Origin of the sequence: Afipia sp. GAS231 (genome assembly GCF_900103365.1) — a bacterium.
GTDB lineage: Bacteria > Pseudomonadota > Alphaproteobacteria > Rhizobiales > Xanthobacteraceae > Bradyrhizobium.
Genome location: NZ_LT629703.1, coordinates 4,063,109 through 4,077,395, shown reverse-complemented (window position 1 = coordinate 4,077,395; position 14,287 = coordinate 4,063,109). Strand labels below are relative to the sequence as shown.

General features: G+C 59.4%; 15 protein-coding genes and 1 tRNA gene. 7 read left to right on the top strand and 9 right to left on the bottom strand.

The window, feature by feature from the left end:
- Window positions 1-108 precede the first annotated feature (108 nt).
- Window positions 109-798, top strand: a complete 690-nt coding sequence (locus BLS26_RS19230; RefSeq protein ID WP_092513690.1) for a bifunctional DNA primase/polymerase — start codon at window positions 109-111, stop codon at window positions 796-798.
- A gap of 398 nt (window positions 799-1,196) precedes the next feature.
- Here the strand turns inward: BLS26_RS19230 and BLS26_RS19225 are convergent, their stop codons facing one another.
- From BLS26_RS19225 to BLS26_RS19215, 3 genes are all read right to left on the bottom strand, one after another.
- Window positions 1,197-1,961 carry a class I SAM-dependent methyltransferase gene (locus BLS26_RS19225; RefSeq protein WP_092518259.1) on the bottom strand — a complete coding sequence of 255 codons (765 nt, stop codon included), beginning with the start codon at window positions 1,959-1,961 and terminating at the stop codon, window positions 1,197-1,199.
- A 189-nt stretch (window positions 1,962-2,150) separates the two neighbouring features.
- Window positions 2,151-3,311: an IS30 family transposase gene (locus BLS26_RS19220; RefSeq protein ID WP_092511988.1), complete on the bottom strand. Its 1,161-nt coding sequence runs from the start codon at window positions 3,309-3,311 to the stop codon at window positions 2,151-2,153.
- Window positions 3,312-3,433: 122 nt separating this feature from the next.
- Window positions 3,434-3,760, bottom strand: coding sequence for an antibiotic biosynthesis monooxygenase (locus tag BLS26_RS19215; RefSeq protein ID WP_074830840.1), 327 nt, complete (start codon window positions 3,758-3,760; stop codon window positions 3,434-3,436).
- 603 nt (window positions 3,761-4,363) lie between these two features.
- On the opposite strand from BLS26_RS19215, the gene BLS26_RS35825 reads away from it, so the two are divergent.
- The 5 genes from BLS26_RS35825 to BLS26_RS35815 all read left to right on the top strand — a co-directional run bounded on the left by BLS26_RS35825 (window position 4,364) and on the right by BLS26_RS35815 (window position 6,081).
- Entirely contained in the window at window positions 4,364-4,507 is a 144-nt protein-coding gene (locus BLS26_RS35825; RefSeq protein ID WP_157676496.1) for a hypothetical protein, read from the top strand.
- Window positions 4,508-4,595: 88 nt separating this feature from the next.
- The gene (locus BLS26_RS19205; protein WP_092513689.1) at window positions 4,596-4,883 is read left to right on the top strand and encodes a hypothetical protein; all 288 of its coding nucleotides are present in this window, start codon (window positions 4,596-4,598) and stop codon (window positions 4,881-4,883) included.
- Between the two features lie 264 nt (window positions 4,884-5,147).
- Window positions 5,148-5,465 (top strand): GcrA family cell cycle regulator, encoded by a 318-nt coding sequence (locus tag BLS26_RS19200; RefSeq protein ID WP_092513687.1) that lies wholly within the window; start codon window positions 5,148-5,150, stop codon window positions 5,463-5,465.
- A gap of 26 nt (window positions 5,466-5,491) precedes the next feature.
- A complete protein-coding gene (locus tag BLS26_RS35820; protein ID WP_157676495.1) occupies window positions 5,492-5,668 on the top strand; it encodes a hypothetical protein in 177 nt (58 codons plus the stop codon).
- A 269-nt stretch (window positions 5,669-5,937) separates the two neighbouring features.
- Window positions 5,938-6,081: a hypothetical protein gene (locus BLS26_RS35815; RefSeq protein ID WP_157676494.1), complete on the top strand. Its 144-nt coding sequence runs from the start codon at window positions 5,938-5,940 to the stop codon at window positions 6,079-6,081.
- A 12-nt stretch (window positions 6,082-6,093) separates the two neighbouring features.
- On the opposite strand, the gene BLS26_RS19195 is transcribed toward BLS26_RS35815, so the two are convergent.
- Both BLS26_RS19195 and BLS26_RS19190 read right to left on the bottom strand, forming a co-directional pair.
- Complete coding sequence (locus BLS26_RS19195; RefSeq protein WP_092513685.1) at window positions 6,094-6,645, bottom strand: hypothetical protein; 552 nt, start codon at window positions 6,643-6,645, stop codon at window positions 6,094-6,096.
- Window positions 6,646-6,917: 272 nt separating this feature from the next.
- Window positions 6,918-7,007: transfer RNA gene (locus BLS26_RS19190), tRNA-Ser, on the bottom strand.
- Window positions 7,008-7,285: 278 nt separating this feature from the next.
- Between BLS26_RS19190 and BLS26_RS19185 the strand changes: the two genes are divergently transcribed.
- Window positions 7,286-7,561: a hypothetical protein gene (locus BLS26_RS19185; RefSeq protein ID WP_244542013.1), complete on the top strand. Its 276-nt coding sequence runs from the start codon at window positions 7,286-7,288 to the stop codon at window positions 7,559-7,561.
- A 170-nt stretch (window positions 7,562-7,731) separates the two neighbouring features.
- Here BLS26_RS19185 and BLS26_RS19180 read toward each other — a convergent pair whose 3' ends face one another.
- The 4 genes from BLS26_RS19180 to BLS26_RS19165 all read right to left on the bottom strand — a co-directional run bounded on the left by BLS26_RS19180 (window position 7,732) and on the right by BLS26_RS19165 (window position 13,978).
- Window positions 7,732-9,192: a trehalose-6-phosphate synthase gene (locus tag BLS26_RS19180; protein WP_172804633.1), complete on the bottom strand. Its 1,461-nt coding sequence runs from the start codon at window positions 9,190-9,192 to the stop codon at window positions 7,732-7,734.
- Window positions 9,193-9,388: 196 nt separating this feature from the next.
- Window positions 9,389-10,219 (bottom strand): trehalose-phosphatase, encoded by an 831-nt coding sequence (otsB, locus tag BLS26_RS19175; RefSeq protein WP_092518257.1) that lies wholly within the window; start codon window positions 10,217-10,219, stop codon window positions 9,389-9,391.
- A 6-nt stretch (window positions 10,220-10,225) separates the two neighbouring features.
- On the bottom strand, window positions 10,226-11,683 hold the full coding sequence (locus BLS26_RS19170; protein ID WP_371360627.1) for an MFS transporter: 1,458 nt from the start codon (window positions 11,681-11,683) through the stop codon (window positions 10,226-10,228).
- 324 nt (window positions 11,684-12,007) lie between these two features.
- The gene (locus BLS26_RS19165; protein ID WP_092518255.1) at window positions 12,008-13,978 is read right to left on the bottom strand and encodes a methyl-accepting chemotaxis protein; all 1,971 of its coding nucleotides are present in this window, start codon (window positions 13,976-13,978) and stop codon (window positions 12,008-12,010) included.
- Window positions 13,979-14,287: the final 309 nt, after the last annotated feature.

Genomic DNA, 14,287 nt, shown 5'->3' with positions numbered 1-14,287 from the left:
GGAAGAAGTCGGCCAAAGTCGGAGCGGTCATGATCCGGACACGCGCGTGAGACGGCGTATCAACGCGAGCCTGGGTGGCCAAAGGCGAATGTTGGCGTCCCGACTGGAATTGAAAACGGAATTTTCGTTATCGATGCCGATACTGTCGAAGGTCATGGCGTTGACGGTATCGCCAACCTGCAAGCGTTGATTGATGCTAATGGCCCATTGCCGGAAACGCGGATGGCGGAAAGCCCGACTGGCTCCAAGCACTGTTATTTCAAATATTCAGCAGGGGTAAAAATTACTAATAGTGACAGCAAGCTCGCGCCCGGTGTCGATGTTCGAGGGGAAGGCGGGATGGTGCTAGCTCCACCAAGCGTCAAGCCAGGTGTCGGGGCCTATGAATGGATCAACGAGACCGACATTGCCGATGCACCGCAATGGCTGATTGATCAACTTGTTGAAACAACGCCGGAGGCAGAATCAAAGGCTGACCAAAAAGCTGACCTGCAGCAGACTGACCTTGATCTCATCAGGCAGGCTATGGCGGCGATCCCCAACAATGACTTGGGACATAAGGAATGGAAGGATTGGGGCATCCGGATATACGCAACAGGTGCTCCTTTCGAAGTGTTCGATATGTTTTCAAAGAAATCGAAAAAGAACATCGCTGCTGGAACACAACAGGCATGGGTTGAAATAACCAACTCGCCACCAACCCGGACTGGCGCTGGGGCTATCTTTAAGATGGCTGATGAACTAGCGCCGGGTTGGCGTGCCGCCGTCAAAATTAGCGACTTCATCGCCTATAAATGAATTTAAGGTTTCGCGATGTACAGCCGCTTGTTGGTTGCCGGCAACCGTCGCGGAAGGTGACGGCGGTCTTTTGCTTTTTTCTCCTTTGAGGCCGCCGTCACCCAATCAAATCCCGGAGGGCCTTTCAGATCCACCTCCGGGCGCGCGCAGTGGGAGGTCGTGCGGGAAAACAACGCCCACAGCCGGTGCAGCTTTACAGTGGGTGCAAGTCCCACCTCTTCATTACCTCCAAAGCTGGCACCGGCACCTTTACGTCGGTAACGGGAAAGCCCGTGATGACTGATCCTGATCGGTTTCCTTGTCCGCTCTACAGCGCATAACGGACCTAGGTCAGACATCGCGCCATGTCCGAAAAGTGCCAAACGGCGACATCGGTGCGAAGCGTCTATTGCGCGGCCTCAATTGTGAACCCATGTAAATTGCCGCTTTCGCGCCACGACAATAAAACTCTCCGCGAACCATCCGGGGACCCTGAGCCTGCGGCACGCCTTCTCGAACGGCACGATCAGCGCGTCGCAGAGACGCGGAAACAATCGGCCCGGTCGCGGGAGATAGCCGTAGTACATGCTCTCCACTACCTCAAATCCTTCATCCGACAGTAGCCTTGAAAATCGATCCAAGGTCAGCGTGTTTCGAGGTATTCTCGGATAGGCCCAGCTCATGATATGACTGACTAACCCCATGGGTGACGTCCCATTTAGTTGGACGTTGCACACCAACACGCCGCCGTTGCGGAGATGCCGATAGATCGCCCGCAATGCGGCCCGTCTGAGCGGGTCTTCTGCATTCAAGAAAAAACGAAACGCGGTGGCGACGTCAAATGTGTGTTCAAGCGGGACCTTCGTAATGTCGATGCATAGCAGCGTCACGTTGTTGGGCACGGAAGCCGCCAAAAGCATTGCTTCTGACACATCGACCCCGACAACCGAACCGTAGAACAGGCCTGCGACCTTTGTAATACGCCCGGTTCCGCAGGCGAAATCGAGGATTGTTCGCTCTGCCCCTCCGAGCGGGCGCAGAATTCTTTCGAGCAAAGGCTGTTCGACCTTCCGCCACAACGCCGCGCAATAGCCCGCTTCAAAAGTGCTGACATAGTCGGCTACGATATCCGCCGACTGATGGCTCACGCGATAGCTCTCGCTGAACGTGTCTCCATTGAGCATGAGAAATACGTCCCGAGAGTGAAATCTATCAAATGCTAACCACGTGCGGGGGGGGACGTCTTCATGCATTCGAATGATAGCGGAATGCGCCGCGAAAATCCTTTGTCGGGCACGCCCGAAAGGTCTGCTCTGGGTCAAAACCGGAAAAGCTCAATACGAGCACATGTTTTCCGCTGTTCATCTGCCGGCTCAACCGGTCGACGCAACACAGGCGTTAAATCTCTCTGCTGGGGTTTCAAATTGCAAGGTCTCACGTGGCCGTTCGTTTAGTTGACGAGCCACTTTGTTCAGATGGGCTTGCGAATGCACCGACAAGTCGGTGCCCTGAGGGAAGTACTGTCTCAACAGGCCATTGGTGTTCTCGTTCGACCCGCGCTGCCACGGGCTTTGCGGATCGCAAAAATAGACGTCGATGTTGGTCGCCAACGTAAATCGACGATGAGCCGTCAGTTCCTTGCCCCGGTCCCAGGTCAAGGACTTATACAGCTCCTTTGGTAGCTTCTTCGCCTGCTTGATGAGTGCGGTGACTACCGTCCGGGTGTCCTTGCCTGCCACCTTGGCCAACATCACGTAACGCGTTTGACGCTCGACCAAGGTCGCGATGTAGGTGTTGTTCGGCCCGGACAGCAGATCGCCCTCCCAATGGCCAGGCACCGCCCTATCTTCAACCGCAGCCGGTCGCTGACGGATTGAGACGGCATCCTTCATATGCCCCCGTCTATCGCCATTCGGATCAACCGGCCTGGAGCGACGCATCGAGCGCTTCGATCGGAGATGGCAAAGCAGCTCTTTCTTGAGCACGCCGCGCGCTTGGACAAACAGGCTGCGATAGATGGTCTCGTGTGACACCTGATTATACTCGTCTTCAGGATGCGTTCTCTTCAGCCAACCGGCTATCTGCTCGGGTGACCAATCCAATCTGAGCTTCCCTGCCACGGCCTGCCGAAGCCGCGAATTGATCGCCAATTTACAACATTTTGGACGACGCGATCGTGCCCAGGCATTCTCGTCCGCAACTGTCGCCCGGTAGCGATCACAGCCGCCATTGCGGCTCATTTCCCGGCTCACCGTCGAGGGTGAGCGGCCAAGCAGTTTGGCGATAGACCGGGCCGATCGACGTGCGCTAACACCTCTGGAAATCACCTCGCGTTCCGCATGCGTCAATGCCAACCTGGAGCGACGCCGCTCCGCAGGACGAAACCCTCCATGCGGGGCAACCAGAAAATAGATCGACGATGACTGCTTACCAAAAGCTCGCCCTATCGCCTTCAATGACTCCCCGCGCTTCCAGCGATCCCATAACTCCGTTTTCTCTGCCGCAGTAAAACCTCTATGAAATCTTCGTTCCATCCCACACTCCATCTTTTCCCTCTAAGATAAAGTGTTGCGTCGACCGGTTGAGACCACCATCCAAGAACGGACATTGACGGGTTCTCACGCGCTTGCGATGGACAGCAAAATGTCCGTGCGTATTACGCGACCTTGCCGCGTCCCACCGTCTGGCGAACCTCAAAGCCCTCGAACTGGGGGTGATCCAGATACAGCGGCTTGTTATCCCCTGCCCGACTATGCGCAGCACGGAACGCCTCTGATTTGGTCCACGCTTCAAACACGGCACGGTTTTCCCAGACGGTATGAGAAGCATAAAGCGTGTGATCCTCGGCCTCGGGACCTTTGAGAAGGTGAAACTCTACGAAGCCCGGGACTTTTTCGAGATGACTGTCGCGCGACATCCAGACCTGCTCGAAGGCTGCTTCAGACCCTTTGGTAACCCGGAAACGGTTCATTGCGATAAACATCATGATCTCCTACTCTCGATGGCTGCTATGCCGAACGTCTTCGTCACGATCCTGCAATGCGCTGGATCGTCGGCGGCAAGGCCCCCCAGGGCCGCGCGGCTTCGCCAAGCCTGATGGGCCGCTAGTTTTCATAAAATGAGGCGTTGCGGATCAGGTGCCTTTGATGTCCGATATACCCTCAACAGCGGCGCGAAGTCGAACGTCGCGGATGTCCGAGTTGGGTCTAGGCTGTGTGTGGCAGGGAGGCCAAGGCATGAGGATAATGACCGTAGCGTTCGCTCTCGGAACCGCCCTGGTGTTGTGTAACCTGGGGACGTTTAGTGTCGCAGCGCATGCGCAGAAGGCCAAAGTCGTTCGTGAACCACGGGAAAGGCCTCTCATCAGAGTGCCCGTGGTTAGGACAACTCCTTACTGGGATTACTATATTGTTCCACGATATCGTTATCGCCCTGAGGACGACCGGGTCGATCCATGCGGCGGGCCCGTAGTGCCCGTAATACGCTATGGGCCTCAAGAGGAAACGGTTCCGTTGTGGCTGGCGAACACTTTGGGTCTTGGCCGTGTGCATGGTCGAGATTGGCCGTGTAAGGGTCAAAGCCGGTAATGCACCGATTGAGCAGAAAATTTCAGCTTATTCCCCGCGAGGCCATCAAGGCGCTGATCGTGGCGAACACCTTTCTCGAAACCGATCTGGAAGAAACTGAAGGCGGCGGCCTCGATGGGTTACGCGCGAGGGAAATTGTTTGAGGCGGCTAAGACGTTCCCGCATATGATCGAAAGGATTGGTATGATTTATTTAGGGTGATTAAGTCAGCACTTCTGACAGGAGCGTCAAATGGCTCTCTTAAAACGAGAACTGTATCGTCAGGTAAAAGGCCCTGAGATCACCCACGGGGATCGTTGCACGCTAGTTTTCGATACCGACGCGAAGAATTTATACGTCGAGCGCGAAGTGGCACATTTAGACGCGACCGTTCAGGGCGCGATTGAGATACAAACGGCGACGATGGATATTGCAGATTACCTCAAGCAAGGCGGACAGACTGCTGGGCACCGCGAGCTGTGGCGGTTGCTGAGGACGCTTTTCAAAGAGACCGGCGATACCGGTGAGCTGATCGACTAGCCCTCAACGTCTCGCCAGCCTTTTGGGCTTTCTCAGCCACATCCGCTTGGCCCTTGCCTCGGCACGCTTTTTGAGTTCGGCCTTAATCCTTTCGATCAAGGTTATTGCTTCTGGTGTCTGAATTTTAAGGGTGGAGTTCACGTGCGCCCTCCCAAAAACTTGCGTTCCGCAGGCTAGTCCAATTCCGGAAGAGGGCAATCTAAAAAACGTCGGTGCCGCCAAACCTTTCGCAGTCCTTTGTGTTTGGTGTATAAGCCATCTGCCATGGAGTGGAACGCCTCCGACGTTGCGTTACTTACAGCGCTTTGGACCAAGGGCCACAGCGCCGCGCAGATCTCGCGCCGTCTCGGGTACAGCCGTGACGCGGTCTGCGCCAAGTTGCTGCGCATGGGCCTGAAGCGCGGTCACAAGCCGCCAACCGCCAATCCCAAGATCATAGCGAGGCCATCGTTGGCGGCATGCCACCGCCCGGTGGAAAAGGTGATGTCTTCACACAAGCCAAAGCCTAAGGAATTCACCAAGCGCCAGCTCTGCGAGATGCTGGCTGAGGCCGCCGCTAACACTGCGCGACTGCTTCGATGATGCCTTGCCTTGGGAGGAGCAAAAACATGACCCCACGCATCCCCGAGGAATTTTCCACCAAGGTTGATCGACTGGAGTCCCTTCGTGAGATCATGGGCAACACGATGCCGCCCCGCGATCATCCTGACGAGGACGAAGAGGATGAAGAGGACGAGGACCGCGTCGACGATCCGCCGGTCGTGCGCGAGCCGGACGAAGACTAGAGCATGATTCCACACGCAAAAAGCCGCCAAGGTCTCCCTCGACGGCTCGTGCCGTTGCGTTTGCGTAGAGGTACTGTGTCGAGCGGTGCTCGAACGCAGCCCGTGCTCGCTCTTATTTGGACGCACACGACCTTCGATGAGGCGGTGGGTGCGTTGCCAGTGTGTCGGGCCAACGATCCCCGATCCTTATGACATGTGACTGGCGGCGATGCTCTTCAAGCCAGCGTTGCTGTCCCATTCGATGAAATGGCGAAGCGGGACATGACTCGATGGACCGGATTGAGGAGGCAGCGGATCAGCTATCGAGGCCGGCGGCGGTGATGTCCGCGAGGCCCGTCAAGGCGCTGATCGTCGCCAACGCGTTTCTCGAAACCGATCTGGAAAAGCTAAAGGCGGCGGCCTCGATGGGTTAACTAACACACAACCTAATGACTGATCGCCGGAATCTTCCCTCGATCAACCCTGTCCACCAACGACAAGAATTGTTCAATCAGCTTCTCGACTACGTCCCCGTTTGACATCAATTGCTCGGGCTTCGACTTATCCATCCACCGCATCTCCCGTCCCATATTCAAAGCTGGGTAATACTTCTTCTGCCCTAACTTCTGAGGTTCGTAAAACGGCATCTTATTCTCGCTACGAAGCACAACGGCTCCGTTATATTCCGTGCACTCAAGCGCCACATCCTCCATCACATTCGTATAAATCTGCCTCCACCGCACTTCCAAAGCCACCCTTCCGTACCTCAAGACCCCGCGAACACCTGCGCCCTCGGATTCATATCCCCACATCCATTGGGAGCCCACTTCGGCCTTTATGTGCTCCACTTGAGCCATAAGCTCTTTCATCAAATCATCGATTACCTTGGCTGCGGTCCCTTTGATAAATGGATGGTCTCGGAAAAACTTCTTCTCGTCTTGACGAAGTAACTCTTCTTGTTGGAACCGTTTCGCCAACTCCAGAGGCGATACTTTCACGACTTCGCCGCCGCGCTCTTGAACACGCAGCTTGATCGCTCCCGCAAGCTGGTCGAGGGTATGGGATGCGGCCCGATATCGGACGGCCTATCGACCGCTTAAGGAAGGTGCTCCGACATTGCGGAAAGGTGCTGCCGGCGCGTTCTACGGCTAGGGCCTCTAGAGCTAGCCGTGCTGGGTCGGGCCGCCAAAAAGGCCGCCTCGCCCCTTCGATGCTCAACCGGGGGTTTTATCCCGAAATACGCATTAAACTATTGATTTCATTGACACTCTGGCGGAGAGAGTGGGATTCGAACCCACGGTACGGTTTCCCGCACACACGCTTTCCAAGCGTGCGCCTTAAGCCACTCGGCCATCTCTCCGGAGGCCCTCTCTTGAAGGGGCAGGACTGATTTTGCAAGGGGGCCGGGCACCGCTGCCGAAATTTCGACAACCAATTGAATTTATTTGGTAATTTATACAAAAGGCCGATCCGCACAGGGGCCTGTGCTGACGTCTTGAACCGAAATCCTGCTAATGCCGACGACCGTAGCAGCGACTAAAGTGATTTTCGCAGGCGGAGGACGGCATGAACATCACGCGGACACTCCTTTTCTCTCTCCTGGTGGCGACTTCGGCTGCGGGCAGCACCGGTCCGGCGATGGCGCAGGCCTGTACCCGCCAGGGCACGGATGTGAGTTGCGACGACGGCCGGCGCGGGCTGTTCGCAGGCGACGCGATCATCTGGGCCGACGGTACGCGATCGAGTCTCGCCTCGCCGCATCCGAGCGTCATCGTCGGCAACAAGTCATCCGTCATCGTCGGCCAGGGCGTGTTCGTCGGCGGCCAGGGCAAGGGCGTGGTGCCGATGGAAAACCCCAGCGACCCGCGCCGGGCGCGCTGCCCGGTGCTCGATGGCGTGTCGTATTGCTACTAGGGGCTATTATCCGTCCCTCATGGTGAGGAGTGCGAAGCGCGTCTCGAACCATGAGAGCCCAGACACAATTCCTCCTTCGAGACGCCGCGGAGTCTGTCAACTGGCGCGCGTTCGCGCGACCCGTTGGCGGCTTCTGAGGATGAGGCGAGATCGTCGTGGGCGCTTCGGCCCTAGTGATACCGCACGCCGCTGTTGACAGAACGAAGCGGCCACGGGGTCGGCGGATCAGCCAGGACCGGTCCCAGTGGGCCTTTATCGACTTGGCTTTCCTGCAGGGCGTCGATGAAATCGGCGGACCACTGCTGAATGGTGTGGTCCCGCAGTTTCGTCATCATCGCTTCCCAGCGCATCCGACGTTCGGTCAACGGCATCGAAAACGCGGTTGCGATCGTGCGCGCCATGCCGTCGATGTCATGCGGATTGACCAGCAGCGCGGCATCGAGCTCGTTGGCGGCACCGGCGTATTTCGACAGCACCAGCACGCCGGGATTTTCCGGATTCTGCGCGGCGACATATTCCTTGGCAACGAGGTTCATGCCGTCCTGCAGCGGCGTCACCACACCGACCTGCGCGGTACGATAAAGGCCTGCCAATACCGCCTGGCCAAAGCCCTTGTTGAGATAGCGGATCGGCGTCCAGTCGACTTCGCCGTGGTTGCCGTTGACGTCGCTGACGAGTTTTGCAAGCTCACTCTGCAGATTGCCGTAGGCCTCGATCGCGCCGCGCGACGGCGTTGCGATCTGCAGCAGTGACGTCGCGCGCTTGAGCTGCGGCTGCAACGTCCACATCCGGTCGAACGCCTTGATGCGGTTGACCAGCCCCTTGGAGTAATCCAGCCGGTCGACGCCGATCGCGAGCGCCTCGCCGTTGAGGCTGCGCCGCAGCCGCGAGACATCGGGATGGGTGACGGCCTTGGCGGCGAGCTGGGCAAATTTCTGCGGATCGATACCGATCGGGAAAACCTCGGCGCGGGTCCGTCCGTGCTGCGAGATCACGACGCCATCGTGCACGACGAGATCGAGATCGGACTGCGCGTAGGACAGGAAATTCTCGCAATCCTCGTCGGTCTGAAAGCCGACGAGATCGTAGGCCAGCATCGCCTCGATCAACGCGCGATGATGCGGCACGCCGGCGATCACCGCCCGCGCCGGCCATGGCGTGTGCATAAATAGGCCGATCGGTTGCGTGATACCAAGATCGCGCAGCTCGGAAGCCAACGTGAGGAAGTGGTAATCCTGGATCCAGAACATCGAATCCGGCTTCTGGAATCGCAGCAGCGCACGCGCCATGAAGGCGTTCACTTCACGGTAGCTGGCATAGTCTTCTTCGGAAGCGCGGATCAGATCGGCGCGCGAATGCAGCGCCGGCCACAAGGCCGAATTGGCGAAGCCTTCATAGTAGCCGCCGTAATGCGCGGCCGGCAGGTCGAGCATTGCCAGCGCGCCCTCGCCCAAAGCCTCGATTTCGGCGAAAGGTTCCTTCTGGTTCCCGTCACAGACCCGGCCACTGGAACCGACCCAGATCGCGCCCGAATTCTCGACGACGGGCAATAGCGCCGCCGCGAGTCCCCCGGTCATGGGCTCGTTAGGCTTTGCGCGCGCTACGCGATTCGAGACGATAACGAGGTTCACAGGTCCCCTCCTGGGTTCACTCGCGAGTTAACAACCATTCATCAATATGGTTCCTGACCACCGTTTCAACGAATTGAAACCAAATTCGGGCTGGCGAGAATGGAACTCACTGGAACTCACGAAAAATAAAATTCGCCGTGAGAACGCGGATGAAGCGCGAAGAAATGATGTTCGAAAGCCGGCGACACCGGAATTTTTATGGCAGGCTTACGTCCCTTTCGTCGTCAAGCAGATGCGCGAGAAATTGCCTGACATCATCGGGCGAATCGAAATGTCCGGCCACGCCCCTGGCGCGGCGGCCGACGGAAAATGCGAGGCCATCCATATCCGGCATGATGGCGAACACCGACTCGTCGGTGACGTCGTCGCCGATGAAGAACGGACGGCGGCCCTTGAACGGCTCGTGCTTCATCAACTCGCGCACGCCGCTCGCCTTGTCGAATCCGGAATGCTTGATCTCGCAGACGCATTTGCCGGGCAGCACTTCGATCGGCGCGTTCGGCAGATCGGCCCTGATCAGCGACACCGCTTCGTAGATCGCCTTCTCCGCATGCGGCGCAAGCCGATAATGCAGCGCCAGCGAATAGCCCTTGTCTTCCAGCAATATTCCGGGGCTGAGTCTGGCGATGGCGGCGAGCCGCAACTTCAATTCCTTGTCCATGGACGGCGCGGGGGAGACGGCTTCGTCACTCCCGCGGATTCGCATCTCCGCGCCATGACCGCCGACCGCTGGAAACTGATCCGGCGCAAAGATCAGATCGATGTCGTTGAGCGAGCGCCCACTGACCATCGCCAGCGCACCACCGGTGCGCTCATGCAAACGGCGAAGCGTCTTCGCCAGTCCCGGCGGCACCCAGACCTCGCGCGGTGTCGGCATCAGATCGAGCAGCGTGCCGTCGATGTCGAGCAGCACGGCGCATTCGCTCAAATGCGGAATCAGCGAACGCGGCACCGGAACGGAATCCGGAGTCTCGTTATCATCAACGATGTCGTCTTCACGCTGCATTTCGGCCAGTTCCTGATTCATCATATCCTACTCCACAAAAGCTAGCGGCCGTGCGACGGATTCGAGCGATTTGCGCTCGGCCGCGACGGCGTATCGCCACGCGACAATGGCGGCGGCGACCATCAATGCCGACCCGAACAAATAGCCGGCGAAAACAGAGTTGCGCGATCCGGTATCGATCAGCGCGCCGAACAGCGCAGGCCCCGCGACGCCGCCGATGCCGGTGCCAACAGCATAGAACAGCGCGATGGCCAGCGCCCGGACTTCCAGCGGAAACGTTTCGCTGACGGTGAGATAGGCGGCACTCGCCGCAGGCGAGGCAAAGAAGAAGATCACCATCCACGCAATGGTCTGTCCTTGCGCACTCAGCGCGCCGATCGAGAACAGATAACCGGACACCGCAAGCAACGCACCCGAGACCCCATAGGTCAGCGTAATCATCACGCGGCGGCCCAGCGTGTCGAACAATCGCCCGAGCAGCAGCGGTCCCAGGAAATTACCGGCGGCGAACGGCAGGATGTACCAACCGACATGATTTGCCGGAATACCGAAGAAGTCGGTCAGCACCAACGCGAAGGTAAAAAAGATCGCATTGTAGAAGAACGCCTGGGCCGCCATCAGCACCAGTCCGACCAGCGAACGCTGACGATAGGCGTTGAACAGGGTATCGGCCACTTCACGCAGCGGCGTATGATCGCGCATCCTTATCTTGATCTTCGGCAGGGCCTGCTGTTGCACATCTCCGGTTGCCGACTTCTCGATCTCGTCCACGATCGCATGTGCTTCATCCGGGCGGCCATGGATCATCAGCCAGCGCGGGCTTTCCGGAATCCACATCCGCATCACGAACACGATCAGGCCGAGGAACGCACCGGTCAGATAGGCCACGCGCCAGCCATGATCCGGCGCCAGCACCGCAGGATCCAATAGCACAATCGCACTGACGGCGCCGATCGCAGCGCCGATCCAGAAACTGCCGTTGATCAAGAGGTCGGTCCAGCCGCGATAGCGCGCCGGCACCAGTTCCTGGATCGTCGAATTGATCGCGGTGTATTCGCCGCCGATCCCCGCACCGGTCAAAAATCGAAACAGTGCGTAACTCGCCACGCTCCATGACAATGCGGTGGCCGCCGTCGCCGTCAGATAGAATGCCAGCGTGATGAAGAACAGCTTCTTGCGACCGATCCGGTCGGTCAGCCAGCCGAAGCCCAATGCACCGAGCACGGCGCCGGCGAGATAAGCACTGTTGGCAAAGCCAACGTCAAAATTCGAAAAATGCAGCGCCGGGCTTTCCTTCAACGCGCCGGCCAGCGAGCCCGCCAGCGTGACTTCCAGTCCGTCCAGCACCCAGGTGATTCCGAGCGCGAGCACGACACGGGTGTGAAATCCGCTCCAGCGCAGATTATCGAGCCGCGCGGGAATGCTGGTCTCGATGATGCGATCGTTATCTTGCTGCGCCGGCGCCAATGCCGGAGCGTCGTGCACCTGCTCCAAACCACGCCGTTTCGGCTGCACATCCATCGGGTTGAACCAACGAAAAAACGCCCCGGAACACCCCGTCCCAGGGTTCTCTCGCCCAAATTGCGGCAAACGGGATGCCCGCCACGCAAGACAACGCCTGCGCGGCGTCGGGGTTCCCGCATAGCGGTAGCGGAACCGGGTGAGATAGACCGTCATCCCGGCGAACGCCGGGATCCATACCGCGTGATTTATCGGTAAGGCACTGCGGCTGGCGAGGGGCGCAACAACCAAATTAGCGGTTATGGGCCCCGGCCCCGTGCGCAATTGCGCACTAGGCCGGGACAACGACTAAGCCGCCCTGATATTCGCCATGAAGCGGTCGAGCTCCTCGCGCAGGCGGGCGCTTTCGCTCGACAGCGAGCGCGCCGAATTCAGCACCTCTTCCGAGGCCGTGCCGGTTTCGGTGGCGCCGCGGTTGACCTGCATGACGTTGGCGGCGGCTTCCTGGGTGCCCTGCGCCACGTTCTGGACGCTGCGCGCGATTTCCTGCGTCGCCGTGCTCTGCTGCTGAACCGCATCGGAGATCGTGGTGGCGATATCGGAAATCTTGCCGATGGTGCCGCCGATCTCCTTGATCGCCGCCACGGACTCTTGCGTTGCGCCCTGCATGCCGGAGATGTGGTTGGAGATTTCGTCGGTCGCCCGCGCGGTCTGGCTCGCCAGCGACTTGACCTCGGACGCGACCACCGCGAATCCTCGGCCAGCATCGCCGGCGCGGGCGGCCTCGATGGTGGCGTTCAGCGCCAGCAGATTGGTCTGCTCGGCGATCGCGGTAATCAGCTTGACGACGTCGCCGATCTCCTGCGCCGCGCGCGACAATTTTCCGATGCGGCCGTCGGTCTGTTCGGCCTGACGCACCGCGGCCTCAGCGATCTGGCTGGATTCCTTGACGCGGCGGCCGATCTCGTCGACGGAGGCCGAAAGCTCCTCGGTCGCTGACGCCACCGACTGCATGTTGCTGGAGGCCTCTTCCGAGGCGCCGGCCACCTGGCTCGACAGGCTCTGGGTGGTTTCCGCCGTCCGCGTCAGGGTGCCTGCCGCGGCTTCAAGCTGCACCGCGGATGCCGAAACGTTGCCGACGATGGCGCCGACCGCGGTCTCGAAATCATCAGCAAAGCGAATGAGTTCGGCGCGCCGCGCCGCGCTCGCAGCCTTGTTCTGTGCTTCCTGGGTGGCGGCGTCGCGCTCGGCGCGGGCTACGGCCTGCACCTTGAACTCCTCCACCGCACCCGCCATCTCGCCGAGTTCGTCCTTGCGCCCGAGGCCGGGCAGCACGACGTCAAAATTGCCGGCCGCGAGTTCGCGCATTGCACTGCACATCTTGGTCATCGGCCGGGAAATGCCCTTGCCGAGCAAGAAGGCCCAGACGCAGCCGAGCACGAAGCCGCCGGCCGCCAGCATCAGGATCAGTTGCTCGGTCTCGCCGATGGTCGCGTGCGATTCACCCTCGAGCCGCTTCTGGTCGGCCACCAGGTCCGCCTTCATCACGCCGGAGCCCTGGTTGATGGCGGCCGCCGACTCCGTCATTTCGAGGGTCAGCTCGTCGATTTCCTTGGAATTGTCGACCAGCTTGGTTAGCGCCTGCCGGTATTCGTCCAGCATGACGGAGACTTCCTTGATCCCCTGCTGGATCTTGTCGGTGTTCGACGAGATCGCCTTCAGCGACCCCTCGACGAATTTCAGGCGCGCCAGCGCACTCGCCGCGGTCGTCTTGTCGGAATTGACCACGAAGGTGTTGGCCAGCGCCGTCACCGCCTGAAACTGTTCCAGCACGCGTTTTGTCCCGAGGGTAATGACCTGAATTTCGGAGTCGTCGGCGTTGCTGGGGAGATCGTCGAGCTTGTAGCGCAACGTGGTGCCGGTACGCGCGAGCTGGTTTTGCGTGATCAGCGCGCTCTGGTCCTTGACCTTGAGGATGTCGGCGAAAATCTTGGTGAAGGCGCGGAATTCCCGCTCCAGTTTCACGATCTGCTCGAGCCGGGCCGGGTTGGTGGTGCCCTTCATCGAGGCAATAATGGCGTCCTTCAGGCTGCCCTCGGCCGCTAGCGCCGCCTTGCCGTCCTCTTCCTTGCCCGTCGCCACGAAATAGCGGGCCTGCGACCGGTAGGAGATCAATTCGCGGTCGATGTTGCGGGCCAGATCCGCCTCCAGCACGCTGCGGCGGTAGGAGTCGACGCCCCCGGACACACGTTCGAAGCCGAGATAGGCAAAACCCATGCTGGCGGCCGAAATCGCCAGCGTCACGGCAAAGCCGAGCATGATCTTGGCGCGGAACCGGAGGGTCGGGAATTTGATCGATAACGACCCGGCACGTTTCACTATTCCCACCTCAAGCCCCCCGCTTTCGTTCTGAAAACTCAGGGACCGGGCGGCCCAAGGCCCCCGATCCCTGGGTAAAACTACGGCAGAATGGATAAGGGTGAGTAAACCCCGCCCGGACGCCTTGGGTTGTGGGGGGCCGGACGCCGGCGTTCTCTTACCCCCTGGAGGGGTCGGAGACGAGCGAAGCTCGCTCATCGGTCGACGCGAAGCGGCGGGGTGGGTGAAGGCCTCTCCTCGCGAACAGTG

Excerpts from the sequence above, each read along its gene's own strand:
- BLS26_RS19165 (WP_092518255.1), bottom strand. The coding sequence starts at position 13,978 with ATGCTCGGCTTTGCCGTGACGCTGGCGATTTCGGCCGCCAGCATGGGT.
- BLS26_RS35820 (WP_157676495.1), top strand. The coding sequence starts at position 5,492 with ATGACCCCACGCATCCCCGAGGAATTTTCCACCAAGGTTGATCGACTG.
- BLS26_RS35815 (WP_157676494.1), top strand. The coding sequence starts at position 5,938 with ATGGACCGGATTGAGGAGGCAGCGGATCAGCTATCGAGGCCGGCGGCG.
- BLS26_RS35825 (WP_157676496.1), top strand. The coding sequence starts at position 4,364 with ATGCACCGATTGAGCAGAAAATTTCAGCTTATTCCCCGCGAGGCCATC.
- BLS26_RS19185 (WP_244542013.1), top strand. The coding sequence starts at position 7,286 with ATGGCGCAGGCCTGTACCCGCCAGGGCACGGATGTGAGTTGCGACGAC.
- BLS26_RS19220 (WP_092511988.1), bottom strand. The coding sequence starts at position 3,311 with ATGGAACGAAGATTTCATAGAGGTTTTACTGCGGCAGAGAAAACGGAG.
- BLS26_RS19215 (WP_074830840.1), bottom strand. The coding sequence starts at position 3,760 with ATGTTTATCGCAATGAACCGTTTCCGGGTTACCAAAGGGTCTGAAGCA.
- otsB (WP_092518257.1), bottom strand. The coding sequence starts at position 10,219 with ATGAATCAGGAACTGGCCGAAATGCAGCGTGAAGACGACATCGTTGAT.
- BLS26_RS19205 (WP_092513689.1), top strand. The coding sequence starts at position 4,596 with ATGGCTCTCTTAAAACGAGAACTGTATCGTCAGGTAAAAGGCCCTGAG.
- BLS26_RS19225 (WP_092518259.1), bottom strand. The coding sequence starts at position 1,961 with ATGCTCAATGGAGACACGTTCAGCGAGAGCTATCGCGTGAGCCATCAG.
- BLS26_RS19200 (WP_092513687.1), top strand. The coding sequence starts at position 5,148 with ATGGAGTGGAACGCCTCCGACGTTGCGTTACTTACAGCGCTTTGGACC.